Annotated in this window: 25 protein-coding genes and 1 pseudogene; 15 read left to right on the top strand and 11 right to left on the bottom strand. The window is 63.1% G+C overall.

From position 1 onward, the window contains the following. The 4 genes and pseudogenes from HV773_RS34805 to HV773_RS34820 all read left to right on the top strand — a co-directional run. A pseudogene (locus tag HV773_RS34805) lies at positions 1 to 970 on the top strand (hypothetical protein); the annotation flags it as partial. Positions 971 to 1,032: 62 nt separating this feature from the next. Beyond that, the gene (locus tag HV773_RS34810) at positions 1,033 to 2,193 is read left to right on the top strand and encodes a hypothetical protein (RefSeq protein WP_175198379.1); all 1,161 of its coding nucleotides are present in this window, start codon (positions 1,033 to 1,035) and stop codon (positions 2,191 to 2,193) included. A 108-nt stretch (positions 2,194 to 2,301) separates the two neighbouring features. Then, entirely contained in the window at positions 2,302 to 2,550 is a 249-nt protein-coding gene (locus tag HV773_RS34815; protein WP_129564216.1) for a hypothetical protein, read from the top strand. After that, positions 2,510 to 2,932 (top strand): hypothetical protein, encoded by a 423-nt coding sequence (locus tag HV773_RS34820; RefSeq protein ID WP_129564217.1) that lies wholly within the window; start codon positions 2,510 to 2,512, stop codon positions 2,930 to 2,932. The genes HV773_RS34815 and HV773_RS34820 overlap by 41 nt, the downstream gene beginning before the upstream one ends. A gap of 21 nt (positions 2,933 to 2,953) precedes the next feature. Here HV773_RS34820 and HV773_RS37335 read toward each other — a convergent pair whose 3' ends face one another. Continuing rightward, positions 2,954 to 3,079, bottom strand: coding sequence for a hypothetical protein (locus HV773_RS37335; RefSeq protein WP_257791195.1), 126 nt, complete (start codon positions 3,077 to 3,079; stop codon positions 2,954 to 2,956). An 81-nt stretch (positions 3,080 to 3,160) separates the two neighbouring features. Next, entirely contained in the window at positions 3,161 to 4,060 is a 900-nt protein-coding gene (locus tag HV773_RS34825) for a LysR substrate-binding domain-containing protein (RefSeq protein ID WP_129564218.1), read from the bottom strand. Positions 4,061 to 4,300: 240 nt separating this feature from the next. On the opposite strand from HV773_RS34825, the gene HV773_RS34830 reads away from it, so the two are divergent. The 3 genes from HV773_RS34830 to HV773_RS34840 are packed head-to-tail and all read left to right on the top strand — an operon-like array spanning position 4,301 to position 7,363. Beyond that, a complete protein-coding gene (locus HV773_RS34830; RefSeq protein ID WP_129564219.1) occupies positions 4,301 to 5,494 on the top strand; it encodes a branched-chain amino acid ABC transporter substrate-binding protein in 1,194 nt (397 codons plus the stop codon). Between the two features lie 35 nt (positions 5,495 to 5,529). Beyond that, complete coding sequence (locus HV773_RS34835) at positions 5,530 to 6,099, top strand: L-2-amino-thiazoline-4-carboxylic acid hydrolase (RefSeq protein WP_129564220.1); 570 nt, start codon at positions 5,530 to 5,532, stop codon at positions 6,097 to 6,099. After that, complete coding sequence (locus HV773_RS34840) at positions 6,092 to 7,363, top strand: Zn-dependent hydrolase (protein ID WP_129564221.1); 1,272 nt, start codon at positions 6,092 to 6,094, stop codon at positions 7,361 to 7,363. The genes HV773_RS34835 and HV773_RS34840 overlap by 8 nt, the downstream gene beginning before the upstream one ends. 55 nt (positions 7,364 to 7,418) lie before the next feature. Here HV773_RS34840 and HV773_RS34845 read toward each other — a convergent pair whose 3' ends face one another. From HV773_RS34845 to HV773_RS34865, 5 genes are all read right to left on the bottom strand, one after another. Next, positions 7,419 to 8,294, bottom strand: a complete 876-nt coding sequence (locus tag HV773_RS34845; RefSeq protein ID WP_227875466.1) for a fimbrial biogenesis chaperone — start codon at positions 8,292 to 8,294, stop codon at positions 7,419 to 7,421. Continuing rightward, the gene (locus HV773_RS34850) at positions 8,284 to 9,714 is read right to left on the bottom strand and encodes a fimbrial protein (RefSeq protein WP_129564222.1); all 1,431 of its coding nucleotides are present in this window, start codon (positions 9,712 to 9,714) and stop codon (positions 8,284 to 8,286) included. Before HV773_RS34850 ends, HV773_RS34845 begins: the two co-directional genes overlap by 11 nt. Positions 9,715 to 9,836: 122 nt before the next feature. Then, the gene (locus HV773_RS34855) at positions 9,837 to 12,620 is read right to left on the bottom strand and encodes a fimbria/pilus outer membrane usher protein (protein ID WP_227875467.1); all 2,784 of its coding nucleotides are present in this window, start codon (positions 12,618 to 12,620) and stop codon (positions 9,837 to 9,839) included. Position 12,621: 1 nt separating this feature from the next. After that, positions 12,622 to 13,380, bottom strand: coding sequence for a fimbrial biogenesis chaperone (locus HV773_RS34860; RefSeq protein ID WP_129564223.1), 759 nt, complete (start codon positions 13,378 to 13,380; stop codon positions 12,622 to 12,624). Positions 13,381 to 13,451: 71 nt separating this feature from the next. Beyond that, a complete protein-coding gene (locus HV773_RS34865; protein ID WP_129564224.1) occupies positions 13,452 to 14,003 on the bottom strand; it encodes a fimbrial protein in 552 nt (183 codons plus the stop codon). Between the two features lie 289 nt (positions 14,004 to 14,292). On the opposite strand from HV773_RS34865, the gene HV773_RS34870 reads away from it, so the two are divergent. From HV773_RS34870 to HV773_RS34890, 5 genes are all read left to right on the top strand, one after another. Continuing rightward, complete coding sequence (locus HV773_RS34870; RefSeq protein ID WP_129564225.1) at positions 14,293 to 15,171, top strand: aromatic ring-hydroxylating oxygenase subunit alpha; 879 nt, start codon at positions 14,293 to 14,295, stop codon at positions 15,169 to 15,171. 9 nt (positions 15,172 to 15,180) lie between these two features. Next, the gene (locus HV773_RS34875) at positions 15,181 to 16,917 is read left to right on the top strand and encodes a Rieske 2Fe-2S domain-containing protein (protein WP_129564226.1); all 1,737 of its coding nucleotides are present in this window, start codon (positions 15,181 to 15,183) and stop codon (positions 16,915 to 16,917) included. Positions 16,918 to 16,927: 10 nt separating this feature from the next. Continuing rightward, complete coding sequence (locus HV773_RS34880) at positions 16,928 to 17,587, top strand: glutathione S-transferase family protein (protein ID WP_129564227.1); 660 nt, start codon at positions 16,928 to 16,930, stop codon at positions 17,585 to 17,587. A gap of 74 nt (positions 17,588 to 17,661) precedes the next feature. Further along, the gene (locus tag HV773_RS34885; RefSeq protein WP_129564228.1) at positions 17,662 to 19,041 is read left to right on the top strand and encodes a nucleobase:cation symporter-2 family protein; all 1,380 of its coding nucleotides are present in this window, start codon (positions 17,662 to 17,664) and stop codon (positions 19,039 to 19,041) included. A gap of 129 nt (positions 19,042 to 19,170) precedes the next feature. Next, on the top strand, positions 19,171 to 20,097 hold the full coding sequence (locus HV773_RS34890) for a LysR family transcriptional regulator (protein ID WP_160113502.1): 927 nt from the start codon (positions 19,171 to 19,173) through the stop codon (positions 20,095 to 20,097). 16 nt (positions 20,098 to 20,113) lie between these two features. Here the strand turns inward: HV773_RS34890 and HV773_RS34895 are convergent, their stop codons facing one another. Beyond that, entirely contained in the window at positions 20,114 to 20,641 is a 528-nt protein-coding gene (locus HV773_RS34895; protein ID WP_129564230.1) for a cytochrome b, read from the bottom strand. 129 nt (positions 20,642 to 20,770) lie between these two features. Next, positions 20,771 to 20,902 carry a hypothetical protein gene (locus tag HV773_RS37340; RefSeq protein ID WP_281365334.1) on the bottom strand — a complete coding sequence of 44 codons (132 nt, stop codon included), beginning with the start codon at positions 20,900 to 20,902 and terminating at the stop codon, positions 20,771 to 20,773. 64 nt (positions 20,903 to 20,966) lie between these two features. Here HV773_RS37340 and hpnI point away from each other — a divergent pair, with 64 nt between their 5' ends. The 3 genes from hpnI to HV773_RS34910 all read left to right on the top strand — a co-directional run bounded on the left by hpnI (position 20,967) and on the right by HV773_RS34910 (position 24,117). Further along, positions 20,967 to 22,127, top strand: coding sequence for a bacteriohopanetetrol glucosamine biosynthesis glycosyltransferase HpnI (gene hpnI / locus HV773_RS34900; RefSeq protein WP_377729451.1), 1,161 nt, complete (start codon positions 20,967 to 20,969; stop codon positions 22,125 to 22,127). 21 nt (positions 22,128 to 22,148) lie between these two features. Next, positions 22,149 to 23,141 (top strand): lysylphosphatidylglycerol synthase domain-containing protein, encoded by a 993-nt coding sequence (locus HV773_RS34905; protein WP_129564232.1) that lies wholly within the window; start codon positions 22,149 to 22,151, stop codon positions 23,139 to 23,141. An 82-nt stretch (positions 23,142 to 23,223) separates the two neighbouring features. After that, complete coding sequence (locus HV773_RS34910; protein ID WP_129564233.1) at positions 23,224 to 24,117, top strand: LysR family transcriptional regulator; 894 nt, start codon at positions 23,224 to 23,226, stop codon at positions 24,115 to 24,117. Positions 24,118 to 24,143: 26 nt separating this feature from the next. Here HV773_RS34910 and HV773_RS34915 read toward each other — a convergent pair whose 3' ends face one another. Together HV773_RS34915 and HV773_RS34920 are read right to left on the bottom strand one after the other, a co-directional pair. Further along, positions 24,144 to 24,815 (bottom strand): peroxiredoxin-like family protein, encoded by a 672-nt coding sequence (locus tag HV773_RS34915; protein ID WP_129564234.1) that lies wholly within the window; start codon positions 24,813 to 24,815, stop codon positions 24,144 to 24,146. A gap of 178 nt (positions 24,816 to 24,993) precedes the next feature. Then, positions 24,994 to 25,266 carry a hypothetical protein gene (locus HV773_RS34920; RefSeq protein WP_175198380.1) on the bottom strand — a complete coding sequence of 91 codons (273 nt, stop codon included), beginning with the start codon at positions 25,264 to 25,266 and terminating at the stop codon, positions 24,994 to 24,996. Between the last annotated feature and the right edge of the window lie 634 nt (positions 25,267 to 25,900).

Genomic DNA, 25,900 nt, shown 5'->3' on the forward strand with positions numbered 1-25,900 from the left:
CGCACGGACGATCCCGGTTGGGGACACCACCACCGAGCCATGCCAGCGCACGTTGCGTGACATTCCCAGATCCACCGTCACATGGGATATGGAGAGCGGAGACTATTGGGGTATCTATGCGGATGGAAGACCGTGGATTGATCCAACGACCACGAAGCAAAAATTCCTGAAGTATTCGGGCGCCCAAGGAACTTTCGATATCGCGTTCGATGCCGCAAGCAGGACGATTACGATGCGGGTGATTGTCCTTGTCGTGCCGATGCGGGTTCGACAAATTGATCCCCGCAATCCCAAGGTAAGCGAGACCGTTCCCTACGAATCCACACGGGATACCGATGTAAAAAACGCCGAGTCCTTTGTAAAAGAGCGACGTGCTGCAACGGAAATTACGAACCTGCCGAATATGAAGTCAGCGATTGAAGAATTTCTGAACAAGAACAAATACAAACTGACAATCAAGACATGTCCGAAATCTGCGGAGAATGAAGGTGCATCGAGTTGCGAATCACAGATCACCGTCAAATTCGTCATCGATTTTGTTACCGATCCAAACGAGACGCATCATGCGCAGGTCAATCTATATCCAACCGCAACACGCGCAGATTCGGGGAATTGGGGAGAGCTGAATGTCCAGCGCGACGACAAAGATACGAAATGGATGCTGATACCTAATGAGCACGTCCAGCAGCATGAGACGGGTCACCTTTTCTCCTTTCCTGACGAGTACTTCGACCGGGGAGGCGCGATCCACAAGAAATACATCAACACACAGCAACAGATCGATCTGGCGCTTGCGACTGCAAGCGCCGACAAGAACATGTGGCAGGGTATCGGCCGTACGACGCTGATGGGTCCGGGTGTCTATGATCCGGGAGTAAAAATGCCCTCGTACTACCTGAATCGGGTGAGGGACTGGTTTGGCAGGCAAACAGGCTGGGACTGGAAGGTTGTCCCCCATATAGAGGCATGAACATGAAAAGAGCACTATTGGGATTCACTGTTATTGCGGCACTATCCACTTGCGAGGCGGTCATGGCAAAAGATGAACTCATGGGGTTTGGCATTACGGGCAACACGATGTTCAACTCGATGGATTCAGTTGGCCTGAAGGGGAATCGCTTTCTGGCGGTATTCCGGGGGCAAACGATGGGGGAACGCCCGTTTCTCACGGGCATAGGTGTATTCGAAGGAGACATCTCCGACGAGGATCGCAGTACCATGCGTAACATGCGTAACGTGGTATGCGCGATGAAGGACGTGCCGAACTTGCGTCCGGGCAACCCCGGTTTCTTCTCGGCAAGCGTAACGTGTCAGGATGGACGCGAGGTAAACCTCACAATGGATACGCCGTCAATACCGCAGGATGTCGGCTATGCGGTACTGACTCCCACGCGCGAACTCATCACGAAGTTCTACAAAACCGGAACGCCAGTGGCAAAGCTTGACGTGTCAGCCGAATTTACACAGAAGGATGGAAAGCTGATAGTTATATTCAAATTTAAAAACAGTGGGAATAGCGAGATCGCTTTTAGTAGCCCGACGACATGGGAGGGCGTATTTAATCCAATTTCTAAATCGTCAAACATAAGTATTGGCGGAGGCCTGGTGAATGACGACGATCATGATTTTTCTTTAATGCTTGGGGCAAGGCAGTTCCTCAATGCGAGCGATTACCCAGGTGACGTAGTGAAAATTCCGCCCGGACAAGTGCGTTACCTGAAATTTGCAGGCTATCCGAATAACCGAATTTCGAAGGGCAGGAATGAAATTGGCGGAACGGTCTCAATCGGCAAGATACTTGGGCCTGAACTGTTAAAGGGCGCAGCGGAATTCAGAATCGCGAATTTCAAGGTTGATTTCCCGGAGGACTATCCTGCTAACGACGAGCAACTCCATCAACTCGAAGCGTACCGCCGCGAACTGCTGCGGGATAAAGGTATGCCTCCCGGTGTGCCGGTCGAGGAAACGGGCTATTACCGTGCCTATGGTGACTATGACGAGAGCGCTTCGCGCGGTGACGATGCACAGCTACTCCGCAAGGGTGAGAAGTTTCCGGAGCGCGCGCTGTTGCGCAGTGTCGGCGGCCACAGTCTCGAAAGCGGGCCGGTGAAAACCTGGCGATGGAATGCATATCCCGATAGCAAACTGCGCGGCAACACCGGACAGTACGGCAAACCGGAGGCGGGCAAATGACCCAGCGCTTCGCGCACACGATTTCGAAGATCGACCATGCAACACCGGCTTCGGACCTTCGTAACAGTCCAGACAAGCTGGCGAAGCTATCCTCTAGCGGATAGCAGTATGAATGCGATTTTTCGAATGCTGGCATTACTATCGATTCTAGTATTTGCCAATGGCGTGGAGGCGTGCAGCTATATACACGAGGTCACCTGGCACTATGGCAGCGAACATGATATCAATGGCTACGACGTCGGTTACTACTATGATTTCGAATTCGACGAGGACGTTGCGAACGACATAAAGCGCACCAAAACCATTGCGTTTGAAGATGAGCACCCAACACGATCACCACCTGTTCTATCTGCGTGACGGGATGCTCTACGTGAAGGGCGTAGCAACGGGATTTGTTGATGGGTCGTTCCGGTATCTGGGTAACGGCTATTTCAGACTTCACGGGTACATCTATTATCGTGGGAAACGGGAAGCGGCCTATTCGGGCGGGGCTGTCGTCAAAACATGGACCTTGACCCGGAAAGACCCACCGCCGCCAAGCGACCCTGATGGCCCGCCGCCAATTATTGGTTGTCCAGATTTTCCTCACCTCATTTTTGTCCTGGAGACTAGCGACGGACTTCATCTGGAACATGAGGAAACTTACGGCTTCGGCAAGTTCCCACGCGGGGAGACCTGCAAGAGCGCCACGGGTCACACATGCGCGGAATTTCATCGGATGCAGGGGGACAAGAAGTAAAGATTTTGACAGCGGGCGCAGTTATTCAAGTGACTGCACCTCATGCTCGCGTATCCAGTCGAGCGCAGCGCGGTGCGCCTGCACGTAGCTGGGCGTCGGGTGCGTACCTGTCTCGACGCCGTAGCGATACGCACGTCCGATCCACACGCGCAGGTTATTCGGCAGGGTGTACCAGTGCCGTCCATCATATGCTGATGGAGGGCGACGCTGGCCGCATTTCACGCATCATCAACGCGCTTTCACCGATTCCAGCAGCCATTGCGCGAGCCGCTGCGCGCCGTCCGGCATTTCGGCGTCGGCGCGCCAGCACAGGTAGTAGTGCCGCCCGTCGTCGAGCTCGTGATCGAACAGCTTGCGCAACGCACCCGACGCGAGTTCGCGCGAGACCAGCGGCGCGCGCATCAGCGCCGCGCCCAGATCGGCGAGCGTGGCGCTCAAGGTGAGCTGGCCGTCTTCAAACAGCGGCCCCTCGGTGCGCGCGACGTGGCGCACGCCCATGCTTTGCAGCCAGTTCGCCCAGGTGCTGCGGTCCTCGTCGTGAACGAGCGGTACGCCCGCGAGATCCGCGGGTTTGCGCAGCGGCCCGTAGCGCTGCAAAAAGCGCGGTGTGCAGACCGGCACGACCGCGCCCGACATAAGCGGCGTGCTCGTATAACCGATCCAGTCGCCGGTGCCGAAGCGGATCGACAAATCGGCGGCGTCGCTGCGGTAATTGCGGTGATTTGCGTAGAGCACCGTCACGTCCACGTCTTCATTGGCCGCGAGAAAGTCGTGCAGCCGGGGAATGAACCAGCCCATGCCAAAGAGCGGAATCAGACTGATCGTGATCTGCCGCCGCGACGAGCGTTCGCGCACGAAACCCGTGGCGCTGCGCAGCACCGAAAACGCCGCGCTGATCGAGCGATAGTAGTCGCGGCCTTCGTCGGTGAGCACGAGCGCGCGGCCACGGCGAATCGTCAGCGGCGTTTGCACGAACGATTCGAGCAATTGCAGTTGATGGCTCACAGCCGAGGCCGTGATGTCGAGTTCGCGCGCGGCGGCCGCGACCGAACCATGACGCGCAAACGCCTCGAACGCGCGCACCGCCCGCAGGGGCGGATCATCGGCGATTTGCTGAATTTTATTCATGTGTCGAATTATATCGAAAGGTGTGTGGCGCGAACGGAACCTGGATTTCCCATATAAAACAGCGTCTTAATTGCCATAGTGGGGCGATGGCATATCGATCGAACCAAACGTAATTTAGACCGCGGCACTCAAAAGACTAATCTTTTTCACTATTCAAGGCCGCGCGCCAGATGCCCTCGGGGTGGGCAGGCATGCGCCTCAATAGCGCCTCAATACACGGGCTCATCGGGATCGATCAACATGAAAAAGAAAGCTCTGCTGTTGCCGGTTGCCGCGCTTGCGGCGTCGCTTTTCACGGGCGTCGCGCACGCCCAGGACGAACAGGTGGTGCTGATCGGGCTCGCCGCGCCGCTGACTGGCGCATCGGCTCGCATCGGCAAGGACCTGGAAAACGGCGCGCAGCTCGCCGTCGACGACGCCAATGCGAAGCATCCGACCATTGCGGGCAAGCCCGTGGTCTACAAGCTCGTGAGCGCCGACGATCAATCGGACCCGCGCACGGCTGTCACGGTCGCGCAGCAGCTCGTCGACCGTCACGTGGTTGGCGTGGTCGGCCACTGGAACACCGGCTGCAGCGTGCCGGCTGCGCGCGTCTATCACGACGCGGGCATCGCGCAGATCGCGCCGGCTTCGACGGGCCATCAATACACGCAGCAGGGCTTCGACACCGCGTTTCGCATCATGGGCCACGACGACGATGGCGGCGCGTACACCGGCGCTTATGCCGTGAAGACGCTGAAGGCGCAACGCATTGCCGTGATCGATGATCAGACCGCGTTTGGCGCGGGGCTCGCGAACCAGTTCATCAAGGGCGTGCAGGCCAACGGCGGCACGGTGATCGATCACCAGTACATCACCGACAAAACGCTCGATTTCAGCGGCGTGCTCACGGCCATCAAGGCGAAGCGTCCCGATTTGATCTTCTTCGGCGGCCTCGATGCCCAGGCCGCGCCGCTCGTGCGCCGCATGCGTCAATTGCATATCCAGGCGCCGCTGCTCGGCGCGGGCGGCTTCGTGAGCCAGACCTTCCTCACGCTGTCCGGGCCCTCGGGCGATGGCGTGACGGCGCTGGAGCCGGGCCGTCCGCTCGATCGCATGCCGGGCGGCGCGGCGTTCGATGCGCAGTACCGCGCGCGCTGGCACGCGCCGATCGAATTGCACGCACCGTTTGCCTATGACGCGGCAGCGACGTTGATCGCCGCTACGCAGCAGGCCAATTCCGTTGCGCCGAAAAAGATTGTCGCGGCGCTGCATTCGATTCATCGTGATGGCGTGACCGGCGCGATTGGCTTCGATGCGCAAGGCAATCTCATCGATCCCGCCTATACGATCTATCAGGTGAAGGACGGTAAATGGGCCGTGGTGGATGTGCTCGGCGGCGGCGCGGTAACGAAGACAGTCGCGAAGACAGCCGCGAAGACCGCTGCCCGCTGAACGTAACGGTGTAACGACGTAACAAGGAGACGAAGATGACACAGCAACCACGCGAAGGCGTCGCCGACGAGACTGGCGTGAACGGCGAGACGCTCGGCATTCTCGCGCGCCGGCGCATCGAAGCGGAAATCATCAAGCCGATCTACGAGATCCTCAAGCGCGACTTCGGCATCGAGCGCGCCCAGGCGGTGATCGCCGAGGCCGTGCGCGGCGCGGCGATCGATGCGGGCCGCCAGTTCGCGGCGCGCGAACCGAATGGCACGAGCATCGCGTCGTTCGTCGCGCTTCAGGTGCTCTGGGAAAAGGACGATGCGCTCGAAGTGGAAACGCTGCGCGCCGACGACGAAGCCTACGATTACAACGTGCATCGCTGTGCCTATGCCGAGATGTATCACGCGATGGGTCTCGGCGAGATCGGTCATCTGTTGAGCTGCGCGCGCGATGCCGAATTCATCTCGGGCTATGACCCCCGCGTCGAACTCACGCGCACGAGCACCATCATGCAGGGCGGCAAGCGCTGCGATTTCCGCTATCGCATGCGCGATGCGAAACCGGCCGAACCGGATCAATCCGCCAAGTCGGCAGAGGAGCGCGCCAATGACTGAACGCTCACAGCATGGCGCATTGGATCTGGCCGCGTTGCGCGTGAACGGCGCGCGGCTGTGGGACTCGCTCGAACGCATGGCGCAGATAGGCGCGACGGAGAAGGGCGGCGTGTGCCGCCTTGCGCTCACCGAGCTCGACCGCGAAGGGCGCGACCTGTTCGTGCAATGGGCGCGCGAGGCGGGCTGCACGATTCGCGTCGACAAGATGGGCAACGTCTTCGCGCGCCGCGCGGGCCGCAATCCCGACGCCGCGCCCGTGCTGACCGGCTCACACGCCGACACCCAGCCGACCGGCGGCCGCTACGACGGTATTTACGGCGTGCTGGGCGGGCTCGAAGTGATCCGCGCGCTCAACGATGCAGGCGTGCAGACCGAGCACCCCGTGGAGGCCGTGATCTGGACCAACGAGGAAGGCTCGCGCTTCGCGCCGGCGATGATCGCGTCGGGCGTTTATGCGGGCGTGTACGCGGTCGAATACGGGCTCTCGCGCGCCGATACATCAGGCACCACGATTGGCGAGGCGCTTGCGCAGATCGGCTATGCGGGCAACGAGCAGGTGGGCGGCACGCCGGTGCATGCCGCGTATGAACTGCACATCGAGCAGGGGGCGATTCTCGAGCGCAGCTGCAAGACCATTGGCGTCGTCACGGCGGGGCAGGGGCAGCGCTGGTATGAGATCGAACTCGTTGGCGTGGACGCGCACGCGGGCACCACGCCGATGGACCTGCGCCGCGATGCGCTGGCCGGCGCGGCGCGCATGATCACGTTCGTCGAGGCGCTCGGGCGCAAGTACGCACCGCATGGGCGCGCCACGGTCGGCATGATCGAGGCGAAGCCCAATTCGCGCAACACGGTGCCGGGGCGCTGCTTTTTCACGGTGGAGTTTCGTCATCCCGATTCGGGTGTGCTGGCCGAACTCGATGCGCAATTGCGTGCCGAACTCGTGCGCGTGGCGCAGGAAGCGCAGCTTGGCCACACGATCACGCAGATCTTCGACTACGCGCCGGTGCCGTTCGCGCCCGCATGCATCGACGCCGTGCGGCGCGCGGCCGTGACGCTGGATCTGCCGCATGCCGATATCGTGTCGGGCGCGGGCCACGACGCCTGCTATCTCGCGCGCGTCGCGCCCACGGGCATGATTTTCGTGCCGTGCATCGACGGTCTTAGCCACAACGAAGGCGAGGCGATTACGCCTGAATGGGCCGAGGCGGGCGCCAACGTATTGCTGCAGGTGATGCTGGAGAGCGCGGGGCAAGCGGAATAGAGCGTGCGCGTGCGCCGTATCCAGACACTCGGACGCCTTGCGCCCGCAGCTTGCGTCAAGGGGCGATTTCGGCCTTGACGCTGTCCACCGCCTGGATGCCGTCATCGTCGATCAGCGAGAACAGCACCTCGGCGCGTTCGCCCGCCTGGGCATCGAGTTGCTCGAGTGCGAGCGTGGAGGTGGAGAGCGGCGCGACCATGTCGGGCGTGATCTGTTGCGAGTGGCCGCCGGCCTTTACGAGGACCGCGCTGAAGCTCGCGTAGTAGGGCGTGGGATTCCTGATCCTCAGCGTGAGTTTGCCCGCGGCCCGTGCGAGCGAGAAGGTGAGCCGCTTCGGCAGTTCGCGCGACCCGTAGGGCAGTCCGGCCGGGCGCACGAAGACCTTGATCTGTGTGCGCATCGTGACGGTGACGGCTTGCGCGTTGGCGGGCTGCTGTTGCTTGGGCAGGCTTGGGATTTCGTACAGGTTGAGCCAGAACAGCGATTCGCGGTCGGACGGCAGCTGCCCGCCGGCGTGGATGATCCGCAGGCTGCGCTGGTCGCCCTTGGCCATGCGGAAAATTGGCGGCAGCACCACGAACGGAGCGCTCGATTCCTGGGGCACGCCGTCGATGCGGCCGTCGTCGATCCACGCTTGGGCCAGCACCGGATACGGGTTGGCGTTGAAGACCTGCAGCGACTGCTCAGTCTCGCCGGCGGGAAAAATCACGCGCGATGTTTCGGGCGTCACGCCCGCATGAGCGGGCAGGCTCAGCGCGGCGGCCAGCAGTGCCGTGAGTGCGAGCGTGCATTGAGCGAAGTGGGCAAGACGGGCGACGCGAAGGGGCCACCAGGCACGCGCCCGTGCATGACGGCCGCGCGGCCCTGATTCGTGCGCGCGAACACGGCAAGGCGGCGCGGCCCCCATGGTTTGGTCGGCGTTACTGGACACGGACGATCACCTGGGCAGTGGCGTTGTAGCGGCCGGGCGTGACGGCCACCTTTCCAGGCGCAAAGGCCTTGAAGGTCGCATTGATCTTGCGCGTGTACGAAGTCAATCCTGTGCCCGGCGACCCGGTCGAGGTCGCGTCGTTCAGGACGGGATCCCAGCCGTCATTCGCGCCGCCCAGCGTCACATACTGGTTCGTGAGGAAGTTCAGCGCGCCGCCGCCCGGTCTCGTCAGCGCGACGCCAACGCCGCTCGCCACCGACGGATCCGTGCCGTAGCCGTCGGAAAGCAGATAGGTCACGCCACTGCCGGCGGTCGTGAGTCCCGTCGAGACCGCGGCCTGTGCATTGGCTGGCTGCGCGAGGATGCCGAGCGCGGTCTGGTTGGTCGCGGTGCCGCTCGCGAAGGCGCCCATGCCGGGTGGGGTCGTGGACTGGCATTGCATCTGGATCGTCACCGGCAACTGACGGGTGACGCCCTTATTCAGCTCGTTTACGGTAATCAGCGGGAAATTCACGACGGGCGTGGCATTGGTCACGGCGCAGGTTGCCGTTCGCCTGATGTAGACGGTGTTGTAGGGGTTGATCGCTCCCGGCCATCGGCCGTAAAACCCGTCGTATGCAACGTTGTGGTCGGCCCCGATCGTTACGTTACCGCCGAAGTTGGGCGCGACGAATACCACGTAACCCACCGGCTGTGTGTAGGACCAGTAGCCGGGGTTGGCGGCGGTGTTGGAATAGTAGGCGGTACAGGCGCTGCACTGGAAGAATTCGAGCTTGTACTGGCTGAAGTTCTTGGCCTTCACGAGCAGCCAGCCCTGGCTGTCCTTGTCGAGGCCCGTCATCTGCCGCGCCGCCCAATAGCGGGAGGCGTACTGTCCCGTCGTCAGGTTGGTGATGCGCGAGATGAGGCCTTTGTAATAGGTGTAGTAGGTGCCGGGGATGCCGGAGTCCCCGCTCGCGTCCCACTTGCCTGCATAGTCGTTGTCGCCATTGGTCGAGTAGAACTCGAACAGGCCATTGGCCGTGGCGGCCTCGGGCGAACAGCGCCATAGGACCTGTTCGGGGCTGTAGGTGCCCACGCCGTTGGATCCCATGTTGTAGACCGGCGAAACGGCGCTGCCGAGCAGCGTGCCGTCGGGCACGAAGGGCGGGGTGTTGATCGTGACGGTCATCGGGTAGGCGCCTTGCCCCGCCGTATCGGTCGAGCCTACCCAGTTCGTCGTGATCGTGCCGGGATCGGTGTAGTACGCGCTGTTCGGGTCGCTGGTGAGCCCCGTGATCTTGTAGCATCCCGTCGACGTGGACACCGCCCGCGACGATGCAGGCAGGCCCGCGCCGAGCGCGCATGCGAGCAGCGTCAGCCAGAGAGTGCGATGCGCGCTGAGCGCGCGTGCAAGGAAATTCAAGAATCTGCCGGACATGGAGGTCACTTTCGATTGCGGATTTTTTCTGTCGATGAGGGGCCGGCGGGGCCACGCGCAGGCCTGTGCGCCCGGGATCGCGGCCAGTCTCGTCACTATCGTCCCGTTGAGCGGCGAGTCGTTCATTGCCTTGCCGACGCCTCGATGGGCGTGCAACGGGCCGTCAGGTTCACCAGGGCGGCCTTGGGGTCCCGTCCGCTGACGTCATACGCAAGCGCGCACTGGTCTTCATGCCGCTCGCCCCACTTCACGGTCACGACGCCACGATCCGCAGGCACGCGCGCATAGACCTGGCCGCCCTGGCCGACCATGCCGATGGCGGCGCCCTCGCTGTTCAGGACGTCCGCGCCAAGCGGCAGGGGCTTGCCGTCCGGCAGCGTGGAGCGGATCAGTACGGCATGCCCGGTCAGGGTCGCGAAGCGCAGCAGCACGGCGGAGCCTGGGTAGGGCGCGACGCGCAACTGGTTGCCCGTGAGCTCCGCGCCGGCGCCGATGCCCTTGCTGTCGAGCGCGACGTCGTTGTAGCGATAGGGCGTGAGCGACGGCACGATCGCATAGCCCCAGCGGTCCACCTGCGCGCCCTGGCCGTTGCGCACCGTCGCGCCTTCGGCGCCCTTGGCTTCGACCACGCCGAACGTGTCGGCGAGATACGGCCCGAGGGTGACGCCGCCGCTGTGCGCGACCGCTGCGCCGCGCGCCGTGGCGCCGCCCTGCCAGAAGCCGTTGCCGTGCGAGTAGCTTGCGCCCATGGTGATCATCGACAGGTTCTTCTGGATATTGCCGCTGATGCTGCGCTGGCCGTCGCCGGTCTGCGCCGTGCCCGTGAGGCCGTAGCTGATGGTCTGCGCCTCGTCGGCGATGCCCGAGACCGAGGTTTGATAAGTACTGCTCGAATTCGAGTCGAGCGTGACGCCGCCGGACAGCGAGGCGGAGCGCGGCCCGGAGCCGAGCGGAATCGACACGGTCGCCATGAACGTGTTCGAGCTTGGATACTGGACGCCCGTCTGCAAGTTCGTCTGCCCGCCGCCCGCGTAGAAGCCCGGTCCGTTGCTGGTGTAAAGCGGCCCGGTGTGCTGTCGCACGAACGTCAGGTTGTAGCTCAACGACCTGAAATGGTTGTTGTAGCTGATCTGGAACTGCGTATCGCGCGCCTTGGCCCCGTAGTAGTTGCTCACGCCGAGCGACAGTGACAGCGAGCCGTAGCTGTTGAAGCTCTGGTTCGCGTTGACCGTGAACTGGTTGCGTTGCTGGTACGTGCTCGATGACCAGTTCTGGCCGGTCTGCCAGGCGGCGCGCGCGCCGAGGGCGTCGACGAAATCTCGGTAGCCGCTCGTCGAATAGCGGTAGCCGGCGAGCGCGAAGGTGGTCTGGGTGGCCGCGATCGTATGGCTGTAGGTGACGGAGCCGAGCCAGCCGTTGGTGTGATGGCCGGTCGCGTCGAGCGCGTTCGACCACGACGCGTTCACGCCGAATGCGCCGGCGGGAGTGGCGAACACCGCGCCCGCGAGCAGCGCCTGGTAGTCGTTGGACAGGCGGGTGGCGCTGTTGAGCGTGAAGTTATTGGTCAGGCCGCGCTCGTAGGTCAGGTCCGCGAATGTGGCCTTCGCGCCCTCGATCTGGCGCACCTGGCCGACCGTCACGCTGTAGTGGGACGAGCCCGCGCGCCGCGAGTTCGGCACGGCAGAGAACGGCACGACGAACGAGGACACCTGGCCGTTCGCTTCGAACACCTGGACGGTCAGGTCGCCTTCGAAGCTGGTCGGGTTGAGATCAGTAATCCTGAATGGTCCGGGCGCGACCGTGGTCTGATAGATCGTATTGCCATTCTGGCTGATGACCACGCGCGCATTGGTATTCGCGATGCCGGTCACGACGGGCGCATACCCCTGCATCGAATCGGGCAGGGCGCGCTCGTCGGTTTCGATATGAAAGCCGGTATAGCCGACCGAACTCAGCAGGTTGCCGCCGGTGAAGTTCTGTCCAACGACGAGATTGCTGCCGATTTGCGGCAGGGGCCGATCGGCATAGGCGCGGATATTGTTCCAGCGCGAGTAGTGAAAATTGCCGCCGTCCGAATAGCTGAAGGCGGATTGCTGATGCAGGCGCCAGAGGCCGATGTTCACGCCCGCGTTCAGGCCTGCGTAGAACGAGTTGGCCTTGTAGCCAAGCGCCGACGACGTGTAGTAGTTGGTGTCGTAGTTGACGTAGGCCACGGTCTGACCGGCGTCGAGGCTCGCGACGTCGATCGATCCGCGCGGCGCGCTTTTCATCATCGCCTGGGGGACGCTGATTTCGAGGCGCAGGCGTGACAGGTCGAATGTCGTGGACGCGCCTTCGATGCGCTTTGCGAGCGGCAGGCATTGCCCGGGTGTGTCCGTGCCGCCGGCCTCGTGCGCGCCGGCGGCCAGGCCGCTCGGGCTGTCGGGTAGCGGCGCCTCGGCGGGCGCGGCATTGGCCGGGTCGCCGCCGGACGGGATGCCGGAGACGAGCACGCCGCTTTCGCGCAGGAACGCATCGCTCAGGCAGGGGTACGACTCGCCGTCCTGGGCCGCGCGAAACTCGACGGCCATGCGCGAGATGAAGTTGCTGTTCAGGTAGATGTCCACCTGATAGCGGCCCGGGTCGACGACGCTCGCCTTGTTGTAGCGCTCGATGTCGGCCACGCCCAGCGCTGAACCCAGCAGCAGCCGGTTGTCGAAGTTGTAGGCGGACGCGGACGGCGCGGCCATGCCGGAATCGCCGGCGTCGATATCGACAGGCGCGGCGAACACCGGGAGCGCTGGCACCGCGAACCCGAGCGCGACCATGCTGAGCGACAGCCTGGAGGCCGACTGCAGCTCTTTTCTCGAGGCGCGTCTAGCCGCGCGGCGCGTAGGGGGCGCCGCGGCGTATACCGAACGCTTCATCTCAGTTTTTTCCCGTCGTGCCGGTGAGCGGATACTCGGCGTCGCGGGTTGCGCCGTAGTCGTCTACGTATTTCACTTTCACACGTACGGCGGCGCTGTCATTGAGGCGCGCGAGTTCGACCTTCCAGCTTTGCCCGGAATGCGGCGCGATCATGGACGGCGTGAAGTTCGCGACCTGCGAGCCGCTGACGAGGCTGCCTTCGACGAGCGAGATGTAGTAGCCCGAAGCGTTGTTCGCGTGGATACGCCATGTGCCGGCTTCGCTCTCGAGATGGAAACTCAACTGCTCAGGCGCTTTCTGCGCGCTGCCCGCGATGCCTGCCGGGCGATAGAAAACCTTAAGCCGGTTGCGCAGCATCACCAGCATCTGGTTCTGGTCGGCGTAAGCACGGTTGATGGACGGAATCTCCAGGGTGTTCAGGTAGAACACCGATTCGCGATCCTGGGGCAGTGCCTTGCCCGTAAACACGAGGCGGACAGTTTGTCCGGCCTTCGGATTGATCCTGAAAACGGGTGGCGTCACGACGAAGGGGGCGTCTGCGGTCTGGGGAGTGGACTCGGGATTGCCGGAGTCGACCCAGATCTGCATGACGCTTGGCGAGTCATTCTGGCTCGTGAACTGCATGGTCTGCTCGTGCGCGTCGGCGGCGTAGATCACCCGGGTCGCGGGCATGACGACGCTGGCCGACGCGCTTGCCAGTTGCGCCGCCAGCGCCAGCGGCGCCATCACTTTGAATAGTTTCGCGTTGAACCACGTCATGCCGTTTTACCTTCTTTGCAGAACGATTGAGAAACCAGGCCCTGGAAGTCCGCGGGCCCGGCGCGCTGGTCTTACTGATAGCTGAGCGCGTACTGCACGCTTCCCAGCACCGAACCGGCGGTGGCGCTGCCCGCTGCGCTGTAGTAGCGAACCGCGAAGTTGTGCGTTGCCGAGGTCGCGCCAGCAGCGAGGCTTAGGCCGGGAGCGGCATAGCCGGTGGCGCCGAGCAGGCTGAACGGCGTGGAGGGCGCGGTGGGATCCAGCAGTTGCAGCGCGACGCCGCCTGCGGTGCCGGTGTTGCCGAGGTTGCCGTTGTTGTCGACCTGGTTGCCGACGAACACCGTTTTGATCGGCGTCGCGCTCGCCTGCGACGTACAACCGGTCACGCCGACCGTGAAGTTGGTCGTGCCGGCGTTGCTGCCCGCAGTCGCGAGAGCCGAGGTCGAGACGGTGGGCAGAAGAACCGTCGGACTTGCTGCGTTGCCGTTGATCGTGACCGTGCAGGTCTGGGTCGTCACTTCGCCCTGGAAGTTGATGGTGTTCGCGCTGTCCGCGAACGCCATGGCCGGAGCGGCGGCAGCCACGACCACGGCGATCGCGGCGATTTTCTTGTTGAAGGTCATTGACCATTCCTATCTGGTTGATTGGGTTAATAAGAATATGTGGTTGTAGTCTCAAAACGCATAGGAATACTCCTGGAATCACTGAGCGTGTGAACAGGAAAATTGAGACGTGAACATCGCGGTGCGGATTCCGGAGTGCGCGCCCAGGGTGCTCAATGCGCGCCTGTGCTACGACCCATCGAAATCATTCATACCTCGCATGAAGGAATAGCGTTGGCTGCGGCTTTTTGAAGCCTCTACCGTTCTCCCACGGCGCATGGAACGCGCGACCTGGATGGGAGAACAACAGATGACCATTGAATCGTCCGTTCTGGACGAGTGGTATCCGGTAGCGGTAATAGAGGACGTCAAACCCGGCGTCATGTATTCGACGCGCCTGCTCGGCGTGCCGGTCAACTACCTGCTCGACGAAATGGGCGCCGTGCGCGCAACGCGCACCGACACGGGCAGCCCCTGCGGGGTGCAGCAGCGGCTGCATACCGTGTGGCTCTCGCTGGGCGAGCCGCCGGCGGACACGTTCGCGCTGCCCGAATTCGACGAACCCGGCCGGCGCATTCTGGGCGCGGGCTCGTTCGCCGTGCATGCGTCCGGGCTGCGCGTGATCGAGAATTTTCTCGACATGGCGCATTTCCCTTATGTGCATACGGGCCTGCTGGGCGAAGAACCGAACACCGAGGTCGCGCCGTATCGCGTCGAGCTCGAAGGCGGGGAGCTTTTCGCGCACGATTGCCGTTTCTATCAGCCGATGAGCGCGGCTTCCGCGCAAACGGGCATCGACGCCCACTACGTGTACCGCGTCGCGCGCCCGTTCACGGCGATGCTGTACAAGACCAGCCCGCAGCAGCCCACGCGGCGCGATGTCATTTGCCTGTTCGTGCAGCCGGTCGACGAGAGCCGATGCGTCGCCCACACGGTGCTGGTCTACCTCGACGACACCACCTCGGACAGCGGCCTGAGGCTGTTCCAGCAAACCATCTTTGGGCAGGACCTGATGATCCTGTCCAATCACGTGCCGCGCACGCTGCCGCTCGATCCCGCGTTCGAAATGCCCACGCGCGCCGACGCCATGTCGGTCGCCTACCGGCGCTGGCTGCGCGAACGCGGCGTTGCTTATGGCACGTTCAGCACATCGAGCACGACCGGCACCTCCTCATCCGCTGCGCATTGAGCTTCGATCATGGACCAAACGATAACGTCGTTCCCGCGCGGCTGGCACATGGTGGGCCGCGCTACCGACGTGCCGTTGCGGCACGTCTTTCACACCCAGTTGCACGGCGTGGAACTTGCGCTCTGGCGTGCCGACGACGGCACCATCAACGCCTGGGAAAACCGCTGCCCCCATCGCAGCGTGCGCTTCACGCTGGGCACGAACACCGGCGAGACCTTGCGCTGCCAATACCACGGCTGGCAATACCGCGCAGGCGACGGGCGCTGCACGCATATTCCCGCGTCCTTGCAGATGGAGCCTCCGGCGAGCCTGTGCGCGCGCACATTCGCCGTCGCGGAGAAAGACGATTGCCTGTGGGTCAATCTCGATCCAGCAGCGAAAGACAGCGTGGCCGATAGTCTCGACCATACCGCCGCGCCCGGCGTGGCGCTGCGCAGTCTGCCGTTCCATGCGCCGCTCCAGGCGGTGGCGGATGCGCTCGCCTTGTACGCGCTTGCGGACGGCGAGGCGGTGCACGCGAGCGTTTCCGTGCGGCGCAGCGGCGAGCGCGTCGGCATTGCGTGGCAGAACGCCGATGGCGCGCATTCGGTCCAGTTCTGGCTGCAACCGGCCGGCGACGCGCGAACGATCGTGCACGGCAATGCGGCTTTCACTGCAACGGCGGAGATCGATCTGCCGCGCTTTCACAACCGCTTGCTGAATGCGCTGCGCCGTACGGTGGAGCGAGACGCGCACGCAACGGCATCGTTGCGCGAGCAACGTGTCATTCCGATCGCGGTGCGCTCAGGCACGCCGGACGCTGCAAAGCGCTGGCTGACCGCGACGGTGCTGCGGCGCGAAGTGAGCGCGCAGGACATCGTCGCGTTCGAGTTGACCGCGCCCGAAATCGCGTCGCTGCCGATGGAGCCCGGTGCGCACATCGACGTGCAGACACCCGCAGGCTGCGTGCGCCAGTACTCGCTCGTCAACGCACCGGGCGAACGCGACCGCTTTGTGATCGGCGTGAAGCGCGAACCCGCCTCGCGCGGCGGCTCGCGCTCGCTGCACGATGCGCTGGAGGTGGGCGCTCAGATTCTCGTTTCGCCGCCCAAGGCGCATTTCCGCCTCGTGGAGGGCGCGCCTGCTGTGCTGATCGCGGGCGGCATCGGCATCACACCGATTCTTGCGATGGCCGGCGCATTGGAGCATGCGGGCGTGCCGTACCGGCTGCACGACTTCGTGCGCAGCCGCGAGCACATGGCGTTTGCGAGCCGACTCGCCGAGCTCTCGCAGGTGGAATTGCACGCGGGCCTGGACGTTGCCCGAACCGGAGCCGCCGTGCGCGAGGCGTTGCGCGATGCCGTGGACGGCGCTCATGTCTACGTGTGCGGACCGCGTCCACTCATCGAGTTGGTGCGCGAAAATGCGCGCGAAATGGGATTTCCCGAGTCGCACGTTCACTTTGAACTGTTCGCCAACGAGGTCTCGCATGCCGGGGATCAGCCGTTTCGCGTGCGCCTGCAACGCAGCGGCGAGGAATTCGTGGTGCCGGCCGGCGTGAGTCTCGCCGATGCCATCGGTGCGCGCGGCGTGACCGTGACCACCTCGTGCGAGCAGGGCGTGTGCGGCACCTGCCGCGTGGGCGTCGCACAGGGCGAGCCAGAACACCGCGACGTCTACCTCTCCAACGACGAAAAACAGCGCGGCGACTGTATGCTCGCTTGCGTCTCGCGCAGCCGCTCCGACCTGCTGATTCTCGACCTTTAAGGAAGCGACTGTGATCAAGCTCTACGACTACGAACTCTCGGGCAACTGCTACAAGCTGCGCTTGATGATGAGTCTGCTGGAACTGCACTACGAACGCGCGGACGTCGAGTTCTATCCGGGCAAGGCGCACAAGCAGGAGGCCTTTCTCGCGCTCAACCCACTGGGCCAGTTGCCCGTGCTCGACGACGATGGCTTCGTACTGCGCGACGCCCAGGCGATTCTGAGCTATCTGGCCGCGCGCTATGACGCGAGCCGCCGCTGGTATCCAACCGACGATCCGCGCCGGCTAGGCGAGGTGAATATGTGGCTCGCGTTCGCCGATGGCATCACCGGAACCGCGTCGGCCGCGCGTCTGGCCGAAGTCTTCGGCTACGACCTCGACGCCGACGCGGCCCGTAGTGGAGCGCGCGCGCTCTTTCGCGTGCTGGATGAACGGCTCTGGTTCGCCGAGCGCGACGACGACGGCTGGATCTGTTCCGGCGAGCATCCGACCATCGCCGACATCGCCTGTTTTCCTTATGTGATGCTCGCCGAAGAAGGCGGCATCTCGCTGCTGGACTACCCGGCCATTCGCCGCTGGACCGACCGCGTCAAGGCGCTACCGGGTTTCGTGGTGATGGCTGGCATTTTTCCGGGCTCCGCATCGTATCAAATTAATCAGCCATCCTGAACGTTGGAAGAATTTTTGGGTAGACAGATTCATTCCATTTAAAAGCACGTACCGCACACAGCAGAGAGGATCATATGGCTCAATCGAAGCGCTATCTGCCCGCGGACTCGCGGGAGCCCGTCGATGAAGTGTTGCCCACGGGGCGGCTCGCGTTGCTCGGCATGCAGCACGTGATGGTGATGTACACCGGCGCGATCGCCGTGCCGCTCATTATCGGCATGGCGCTCAAGTTGCCGAAAGATCAGGTGACGTATCTCATCAGCGTCGACCTGTTCGTCTCGGGACTCGTGACGCTCATTCAGTCGGTGGGTTTCAAGAATTTCGGCATTCGCCTGCCGATCATGATGGGCGTGACGTTCACCAGCGTCGGGCCGATGATCGCCATTGCCTCGAATCCCGCGCTCGGCCTGCCGGGCATTTTCGGCTCGATGATCTGCTCCGGCATCTTCGGATTATTGGCCGCGCCGCTGATGGCGAAGCTCCTGCGCTTTTTCCCGCCGGTGGTGATCGGCACCGAGATTCTCGTGGTGGGGCTGTGCCTGATGGGCGTGAGCGCGAACTGGGTCGCCGGGGGCATCGGCAATCCCGAGTACGGCAGCCCGCATCTGATCGGCATGTCGTTTCTCGTGCTCGTCTTTATTCTCGTCGTGACCAAGTACTTCAACGGGTTCGTGCGCAATATCGCGGTATTGCTCGGCATCGTCTTCGGCATGGGGCTCACGGCGTTCACTGGCACGATCGACTTCTCCGCCGTGCATCAGGCGGCATGGTTCGGCATGGTGATGCCGTTTCATTTCGGCGCGCCGAAGTTCGATCTGTGGTCCAGCGTGGCGATGTCGATCGTGATGCTCGTAACGTTCATCGAAGCGACGGGCATGTTCGTCGCCGTGGGCGAGATGACCGGCAAGCCAGTCGACGCGAAGCAGATGGCCAACGGCTTTCGCGCAGATGCCGCCGGCACGCTGCTCGGCGCGTTCTTCAACATCTTTCCCTATACCTCGTACGCGGAAAACATCGGGCTGGTGAGCATTACCGGCGTGCGCAGCCGCTGGGTCTGCGCGGTGGGCGCGGTGCTGCTCATGATCATGGGGCTCGTGCCGAAGATGTCGGCGCTGGTGGCGTCGGTGCCTGCCTGCGTGCTGGGCGGCGCGGGCCTGATCATGTTCGGCATGATCGCGGCATGCGGCGTGCGCATTCTCGGGCAGGTTGATTTCACGGAGAACCGCTTCAACGCCTATATCGTGGCGATCAGCGTGAGCGTCGGTCTGCTGCCGGTGGTCAACCCCGACTTCTTCAGCCGGTTTCCGCAACAACTCGCACCGCTGCTTCACAGCAGCATCCTGCTCGCGGCCGTGACGGCGGTGGTGTTGAATCTGTTCTTCAATTTGATCAGGGGCTCGAAAGCCGAAAAGGCCACCTTCGCGGCAATCGAAACAGTGCAGTCGAATTCCTGAAGCGAGCCATGCCGGCGCGGGTTGCTCCGCGGGTTGCGCCGCGGGTTGCGCCGAATAGGCAAACCCGCGCCGGTATGCAATTCTCCCCGCGCGAGCCGTCTGCTCGCGTGCTCAATACAAGGAGGAGGGTTGCAAAACGTCGATTTGAAATCGTTACAGCTATTCGCGACGCTGCTCAGGGAGTGCAACGTCACGCGCACGGCTCGGCAGCTCAACATGACGCAATCGGCGGTGAGCCATACGCTCAACCGCTTGCGCGATCTGTTTCGCGATCCGCTCTTCGTCACGGCCGGGCGCAGCCTCGCGCCCACGCCGCGCGCGCTGGAACTGGCCGAGCCGCTGCATCGCGCGCTGGCCGTGGTGGGCGCGCTGATCGAGCCCGACGACGGGTTCGTTCCCGCAACGCTCGAAGGCACGTTCGAGATTGCCACCACCGATTACATCGGCTTTCTGCTGCTGCCCGTGCTCATGGACCGTTTGAGCGTCGCGGCGCCGGGAGTCGCAATCAACGTCAAGCCGCTCGAACCCGACGACGATCTGGCCGCGCTGCGCGAAGGCGCGCTCGACCTGATTCTTTGGAATGAGGATTCGGCCCCGTCGAACTACTACGTGCGCAAGCTCTTTACCGATCGCCTCAAGTCGATCGTGCGCGCGGGGCATCCGCATATTCAGGGCGGCCTGTCCGCCGAGCAGTTCCGCGCTGCACGGCACATTCGCGTCAGCGGCCATTACGGAGCCGTCAAGGAGGCCGTGGACGCGTTCTACGAGCATCTCGGCATTCGCGTGAGCACGGCCGTGACGGTGCCGCATTTCATGCTCGCCCATATGCTGGTGTCGCAATCGGACATGATCGGCATGATCGCCGAACTGACTGCGCGGCGCATCGCCGGCAATTTGCCGTTGCAGGTGCTCGAACCGCCCGTGGAAATGGCGCCGTTCACGGTATCGGCGGTCTGGCACGCGCGCCGCCATACGTCGGGCGCGCACCGATGGCTGCGCGGGGAAATTGTGGCTGCGGCCGAACAATTGACTCAGCAGTCGGCGGCAGCCGCATGAGATTCGGGTCCGCGGCTCACCACAATGCCATGCGCTGCAACACGCGATCGCGAATCACGAAGCGATGCAGCAGGGCCGCCGCAACATGCAGGCAGATCAGCGCAAACAAGGCCCACGCGAGTACGCTGTGAATGTCGCCCATGGCATGCCCGAATGGCGACCCCGCCGGCGAGAGCGCGGGGAGCGGCGCCACGCCGAACAGCGTGAGCGGCCAGGCCCGCGACGAGGCATTGATCCAGCCGAGCACCGGCACGGCCACCAGCAACGCGTAAAGTGCAATGTGCGTGAGCGAGGAGAGCGTGCGCAGCGGCTGCGCGAGTTCGCCGGCAGGCGGGCGATGCGTGGCACGCCAGAGAATGCGCAGCGCCATGGCGGCGATCAGCGAGGTGCCGACGATCAGGTGCGCGGCAATCAAGCCGACCGGCTGGGTATCGTGGTGGACGTCGGGCATCGTCCAGCCCAGCACGAACTGTGCGCCCACGAGCGCCACGACGAGCCAATGGAGAAGACGCGCGGGCGCATCGTATCGTAACGGGGTATTCATGGTGACCTCGACGCAAAGGAAGTGGATTCGAGGCCGGATTGTAGCCACCGACGGTTAACTCAAGATTAAGTGGGACGAAACCCTCGGTGGGCAGTTAATCTTTTCGTCAGAAAACATTGGTACGCTCGTTTAGCTGGGGAACGGCAAACGAACCGCGGACGAACCAGACAGGCATTCGAAGGGGGTTTGTAATGTTTTTGCAGCCTTGGCTTTTGCAGCTTTGCCTTCCCGCCGGGCGATGGCACGCACGGGCGGCGTCATGATTGCGGTCGCCGCGCCTGTCGATATCGCGTCCGTGACCGTCGTGCCAGGTCATGTTGCACTACTGACTATTTCTCATGTGCTCGCACAATGCCTCGCGGGCTTGTGCGGCCTTGGCGCCATCCTCGGCATTGTCTATACCGCCGTGGCGTGCTGGCTGATCGGGCGCTTTTTCGCGCGCGAGGTGGCCGCGCCGCAGCGCTTTCCCGCCGTCACTATCGTCAAGCCGCTGCGCGGCGACGAGTGGCAGCTCGAAACGCATCTCGCCAGTTTCTTCGAGCAGGACTACCCGGGGCCTGTGCAGTATCTTTTTGGCGTTCACGATGCGTGCGACACGGCGCTTGCATCGGTCGAAAAATTGCGCGCGCGCTATCCCGGCGCGCGCATCACCGTGGTGGCCGATGCGCGCCTGTACGGGCCCAACCGGAAGATCGCCAATCTCGTGAACATGCTCGAAAAGGCCGAGCATGAGGTGCTGTGCTTTGCCGATAGCGACGTCTGCGTCGAACCGAATTATTTGCGCCATATCGTCGGGACGCTGCAGCAGCCGGGCGTGGGTCTCGTGACGATGGTGTATCGCGGTCACAATGCGCCGGGGTTCTGGCCGCGCCTTGCCGCTGCGCTGACCAACTATCATTTTCTGCCTGGCGTGGTCACGGGTCTTGCGCTCGGGCGCGCCCGGCCGTGTTTCGGCCAGTCCATCGCCATGACTCGGGAGATGCTCACGCGCATTGGCGGTCTTGCCCAGTTCTCGCATCACCTTGCCGAGGACCACGCGGTGGGCGAGGCCGTGCGGCGCGCGGGCGCCACCGTCGCTATTCCGCCCATTGTGGTGGAGCATGCTTGCGCGGAGAATACGTTTTCAAGGGTGTTCGCGCACGAATTGCGCTGGAGCCGCACCATCCGCGCGGCGGACCGTTCGGGGCATCTGGGCGCGGTGTTCATGCATCCGTTGCCGCTCGCGCTGCTTGCGGTGGCGATGTCGGGCGGCGCGCTTCCCGCATGGGCGCTGGCCGGCGTTGCATTGTGCGTACGCGCGCTGCTGGTCTGGAGGACCGATCGCGCCACTGGGAAAAAATGCAGTGGGCTGCTGTGCCTGCCGCTTTGGGATGCGGCCCAGTTCGCGATTTATGTGGCGAGCTTTTGCTCGTCGGGGGTGGTGTGGCGCGGCACGCGCTTTCGCGTGGATGCGAACGGGATGCTGTCACCCGTACATGACAAGTGAGCGGAATATAAATAATCACGGATGAAATACCTCGGACGTATTGCTGCGCTGTGTGGTCTTGCGGTGGCCGTGTGGCTCGTATGGCGCGACCATCCCGCAGCCGTGCTGCAACTCCTGCAAGGCGCGGGCATGGGCCTCGTACTGGCCGCCTTGGTGCATATCCTGCCGATGTGCGCGAACGCTTGGGACTGGCGCACCTTGATCCGCCGGGCGCAGCGCCCGTCGTTCGCGACCATGCTCCGGATCGTGTGGATACGCGAGTCCATCAACAATCTTTTGCCCGTCGCGCGCATCGGCGGGGAAATCGTGTCGTTCCGCCTGCTTGGGCGCGTCGGCGTGCGTCCTGCAACTGCGGTGGCAAGTCTCGTCGCCGACATGCAACTCACCGTGATCAGCCAATTCGTCTTCGGGCTGGTGGCCGCCGGCTATCTGCTCGAACATTCGAGTTCCGATGCCGCGCGCGTGGCGGGCCGGCTGGCTTGGGGCATTGCCGCAATCGCGCCGGTGCTGGTGCTGTTCGCGCTCGTTCAGCATGCACGGCCATTCGAACGGGCCGCCCACGTCATCAATCGGATCACGAGCGGCAAGGTGGTCGATCTGGTGGGCAAGTCTGCGCGCGTCGATCAATCGGTCAAGCTGATCTGGCGGCAGACGGGTGTGGTCGTGCGCTACCTGCTCATCTGGCAGACGCTCCAGTGCGTGGGCTACGCGCTGGAGATCTGGTGCGCGTTGTATGTGCTCGGCGCGCAGGCGAGCTTCGCGCAGGCGTTCGTGATCGAGGCGCTGATTCAGCTTGTCAGTAGTGCTGCATTTATGGTGCCGGGCGGCCTGGGCGTGCAGGAGGGCGGCTTCGTATTGATCGGTGGACTGCTCGGCTTCGACGCGCCCACGTGTCTCGCGCTCGCCGGCGCGCGGCGCGTGCGCGATCTGCTGTTTTATGTGCCCGGCTTGCTTGCCTGGCAGGCCGCGGAGTATGCGCTGCCGTCGCGGCGTCGCGCAGCGCGCGTGCAGTAGCGGGTCGGTTTCGGCGTAGCTCCCTCGCAGTTCCCTCGCAGTTCCCTGTTACTCTCGGGCTAGATTAAACAAGGGATTTGCAATGGACCGCATGACCGCCATGGAAACCTTTGTCGCCGTTGTCGAGGCCGGCTCGTTTTCCGCTGCCGCGCGGCGGCTGAACGTGGGGCAGCCCGCCGTTTCCAAATCCGTCGCGCAGCTCGAAGAGCGGCTTGGCACGCGCTTGCTGCTGCGCTCGACGCGCGGTCTCAACACGACCGATGCGGGCCAGCGCTTCTACGAGCACGCGCGTGTCGCCATCGAGGAGGCGGACGAGGCCGAGCACGCCGCGAAGCAGTCTTCGGAGAGCGTCTCCGGGCGGCTGCGCGTATCGGCGGCCCCCACGTTCGCGCGCCTGCACGTCATGCCGTCGCTCAAGCGCTTTCTCGACCAGCATCCGCAACTCGAAATCGACATCGTTCTGGACGACCGCAATATCGACTTGCTGGAAGAGGGCATGGACGTGTCGCTGCGCATGGGCAGTCTCGACGACTCCGCCATGACCGCGCGGCGCATCGGCCGCAGCCCGCGGCTCGTGGTGGGCACGCCGCAGTATTTCGAGGCGGCGGGCGTGCCCGCGACACCCGCCGACCTGATCCGCCATCAGGCCATCGTGTACTCGCAGCGCGGCGGCGGCGACTCCTGGTCGTTCAGCCAGAACGGCAAGGAAACGGCCGTGGTGGTGTCGGGCCGCGTGCGCGTGAGCGCCGCCGAAGGCATCCGCACCGCGGTGCTCGGCCACGTGGGTCTCGCAGTGGCCTCGCAATGGATGTTCGCGCCCGAACTCGCCGACGGCAGCGTGCGCGCCGTGCTCACCGACTGGCAGTTGCCGCCGCTGGACTTGTGGGCCGTGTTTCCGGCGGGGCGGCTCGTGACGTCGAGAGCACGGGCGTTCGTGGCGTTCGTCGAGAGCGTGCTGGCCGAAATGGCTTTGTGACGTTTCGCGCGAGGGCGCTTGGGGCGTCAGGCGCGTTGAGCGAGCTTATCCAGCACCGGAATCATTTCGGATGGGTCGGGGCGGTGCGTATAGTCGGGATTGACTTCGGAGTAGGCAACGACTCCATCAGTGCCGATCACATAGCGCGCCGGCATTGGCAGTGTCCAGCTCGGGTCGCCGTTGAAGGCGGGCAGATCGCTCTTGAGCGCCTTGTACAGGTCGACCAGATAATCGGGCAGAGCGAAGCGCAGGCCGAATGTGATGGCGGTTTCATTGTGCGCGTCGTTCAGGACCGGGAAATTCAGGCCATTCACACGCACCGATTTGCGGCTATTGACGGCGGATTGCGGTGAAATCGCCACCACGCGGGCGCCATGGCGCTGCAGTTCGGGCAGCGCTTCGTTGAGCGCCTGCAATTCCAGATTGCAATAGGGACACCATACCCCGCGATAGAACGTCACGACGAGCGGGCCCTGATTCAGCAGGTCCACAGAGGACACTTCGTTGCCGTCCTGGTCTTTCAGGCGGAAGGTTGGCGCGAGGTCGCCCGCTTTTACGGCGCGTGCCGCCTGGCCGCTTGCGATGAGTTCGGCCGTTGCGCGTTCCATGATCGGATGGATTTCCGGCGGGGCAAAGTAGGGTGCCTTGCCGGCCTTGAAATCCGCCTTGAATGCGTCAAGTTTGTCCTGAAGCGACATGGTGATCTCCGAAGAAGAAGGTTGGGAGACGAGTGATCGGGCTCATCTTGGCTTTATCTTCGGTGACATGTGACAACGGCAGTAGATGGTTCGCGGGCATAAGTGCCATTCCAGTGTGGCATGGCTCGCTGAGCGCGGCTCGGTAGCCGCCAAACGATTCATTGCTGTGTAAGTGCTGTTACAGAAGCAGATCCTCGTGCGTAAGCGATGATAGTGGCTTGCTGAGTTGGACGATTAAGCACACCAATAATAATTCGGTATCCTTGCGATAATTATCGAATGCGTTTTTCGTGCTGGCCACACGTGCAAGCCAGGCGCTAAAGGCGTCGAGATCGTCATAGGCGCCGATCTGACGGCGTCCGATGGCGCGGTTCGTGCCGTTGCGGCCGTCCAGGTCGTCGGGTAGTGCGAGCTTGTCGAGAGGTCTAGGCGTGATGAGAGCGGTTCCCATGGGAAGTTGGTTGGCTTCCGGCGACCACTCAGACCCACCAATTTCCGCACCTCGCGCTTTCGAGCCCGCACTTGGCGCCGCAAATTGGCTAACGATTCGGGTTGCGCCATGGGGCGTCGTGTGCCCAATTGGACCCCAGGACGAGGCATCGTCCATTGCGCTACTAACCGCGTGCGGCAACCTCACCCTGCACCCGCCGGTTGTGCTGAGATCAGCGCCGCCGGTCTCGATGGGTGCCTGACGCGGCTTGCGTGGCGAGCGCGATCCCGAATGCGCACCGATGACGGGCGGCGCTCCTTTCACGCTTGTGCTGGAAAAATCGTCCGCCATCAAGGGACGTGCATTCGGGCCATGTACCTTTGCTCTGTTTGTCGACTGAACTCGGGTGGACGCTGAGTTCGTGGCCATGCATTTGCATTTGCATTCGCGCGCTTCGCGAGGCGGGAATCTCGCCCCACATAATCAGTGTGGCGGCTCCAGAAATAAATATTCCAGATTCTCTTGACGAGTGGATCTTGGGGCTGCATAATTCGCCTCCTTCGCTGATCGCTGCGAACGAAAACGAAGCGATTAAGACGAATTGCTCTTTAAAAATTTACAGCCGATAAGTGTGGGCGCTTGATGGGTTTCGTGA

The organism is Paraburkholderia caffeinitolerans (genome assembly GCF_902859945.1).
In the GTDB taxonomy this organism is placed as follows: Bacteria; Pseudomonadota; Gammaproteobacteria; order Burkholderiales; family Burkholderiaceae; genus Paraburkholderia; species Paraburkholderia caffeinitolerans.

Excerpts from the sequence above, each read along its gene's own strand:
- HV773_RS34855 (WP_227875467.1), bottom strand. The coding sequence starts at position 12,620 with ATGAAGCGTTCGGTATACGCCGCGGCGCCCCCTACGCGCCGCGCGGCT.
- HV773_RS34920 (WP_175198380.1), bottom strand. The coding sequence starts at position 25,266 with ATGGGAACCGCTCTCATCACGCCTAGACCTCTCGACAAGCTCGCACTA.
- HV773_RS37340 (WP_281365334.1), bottom strand. The coding sequence starts at position 20,902 with ATGACGCCGCCCGTGCGTGCCATCGCCCGGCGGGAAGGCAAAGCTGCA.
- HV773_RS34875 (WP_129564226.1), top strand. The coding sequence starts at position 15,181 with ATGGACCAAACGATAACGTCGTTCCCGCGCGGCTGGCACATGGTGGGC.
- HV773_RS34895 (WP_129564230.1), bottom strand. The coding sequence starts at position 20,641 with ATGAATACCCCGTTACGATACGATGCGCCCGCGCGTCTTCTCCATTGG.
- HV773_RS34905 (WP_129564232.1), top strand. The coding sequence starts at position 22,149 with ATGAAATACCTCGGACGTATTGCTGCGCTGTGTGGTCTTGCGGTGGCC.
- HV773_RS34840 (WP_129564221.1), top strand. The coding sequence starts at position 6,092 with ATGACTGAACGCTCACAGCATGGCGCATTGGATCTGGCCGCGTTGCGC.
- HV773_RS34865 (WP_129564224.1), bottom strand. The coding sequence starts at position 14,003 with ATGACCTTCAACAAGAAAATCGCCGCGATCGCCGTGGTCGTGGCTGCC.
- HV773_RS34850 (WP_129564222.1), bottom strand. The coding sequence starts at position 9,714 with ATGTCCGGCAGATTCTTGAATTTCCTTGCACGCGCGCTCAGCGCGCAT.
- HV773_RS34915 (WP_129564234.1), bottom strand. The coding sequence starts at position 24,815 with ATGTCGCTTCAGGACAAACTTGACGCATTCAAGGCGGATTTCAAGGCC.
- HV773_RS34830 (WP_129564219.1), top strand. The coding sequence starts at position 4,301 with ATGAAAAAGAAAGCTCTGCTGTTGCCGGTTGCCGCGCTTGCGGCGTCG.
- HV773_RS34910 (WP_129564233.1), top strand. The coding sequence starts at position 23,224 with ATGGACCGCATGACCGCCATGGAAACCTTTGTCGCCGTTGTCGAGGCC.
- HV773_RS34815 (WP_129564216.1), top strand. The coding sequence starts at position 2,302 with ATGAATGCGATTTTTCGAATGCTGGCATTACTATCGATTCTAGTATTT.
- HV773_RS34825 (WP_129564218.1), bottom strand. The coding sequence starts at position 4,060 with ATGAATAAAATTCAGCAAATCGCCGATGATCCGCCCCTGCGGGCGGTG.
- HV773_RS34835 (WP_129564220.1), top strand. The coding sequence starts at position 5,530 with ATGACACAGCAACCACGCGAAGGCGTCGCCGACGAGACTGGCGTGAAC.
- HV773_RS34820 (WP_129564217.1), top strand. The coding sequence starts at position 2,510 with ATGAGCACCCAACACGATCACCACCTGTTCTATCTGCGTGACGGGATG.
- HV773_RS34870 (WP_129564225.1), top strand. The coding sequence starts at position 14,293 with ATGACCATTGAATCGTCCGTTCTGGACGAGTGGTATCCGGTAGCGGTA.
- HV773_RS34860 (WP_129564223.1), bottom strand. The coding sequence starts at position 13,380 with ATGACGTGGTTCAACGCGAAACTATTCAAAGTGATGGCGCCGCTGGCG.
- HV773_RS34885 (WP_129564228.1), top strand. The coding sequence starts at position 17,662 with ATGGCTCAATCGAAGCGCTATCTGCCCGCGGACTCGCGGGAGCCCGTC.
- HV773_RS34810 (WP_175198379.1), top strand. The coding sequence starts at position 1,033 with ATGGCAAAAGATGAACTCATGGGGTTTGGCATTACGGGCAACACGATG.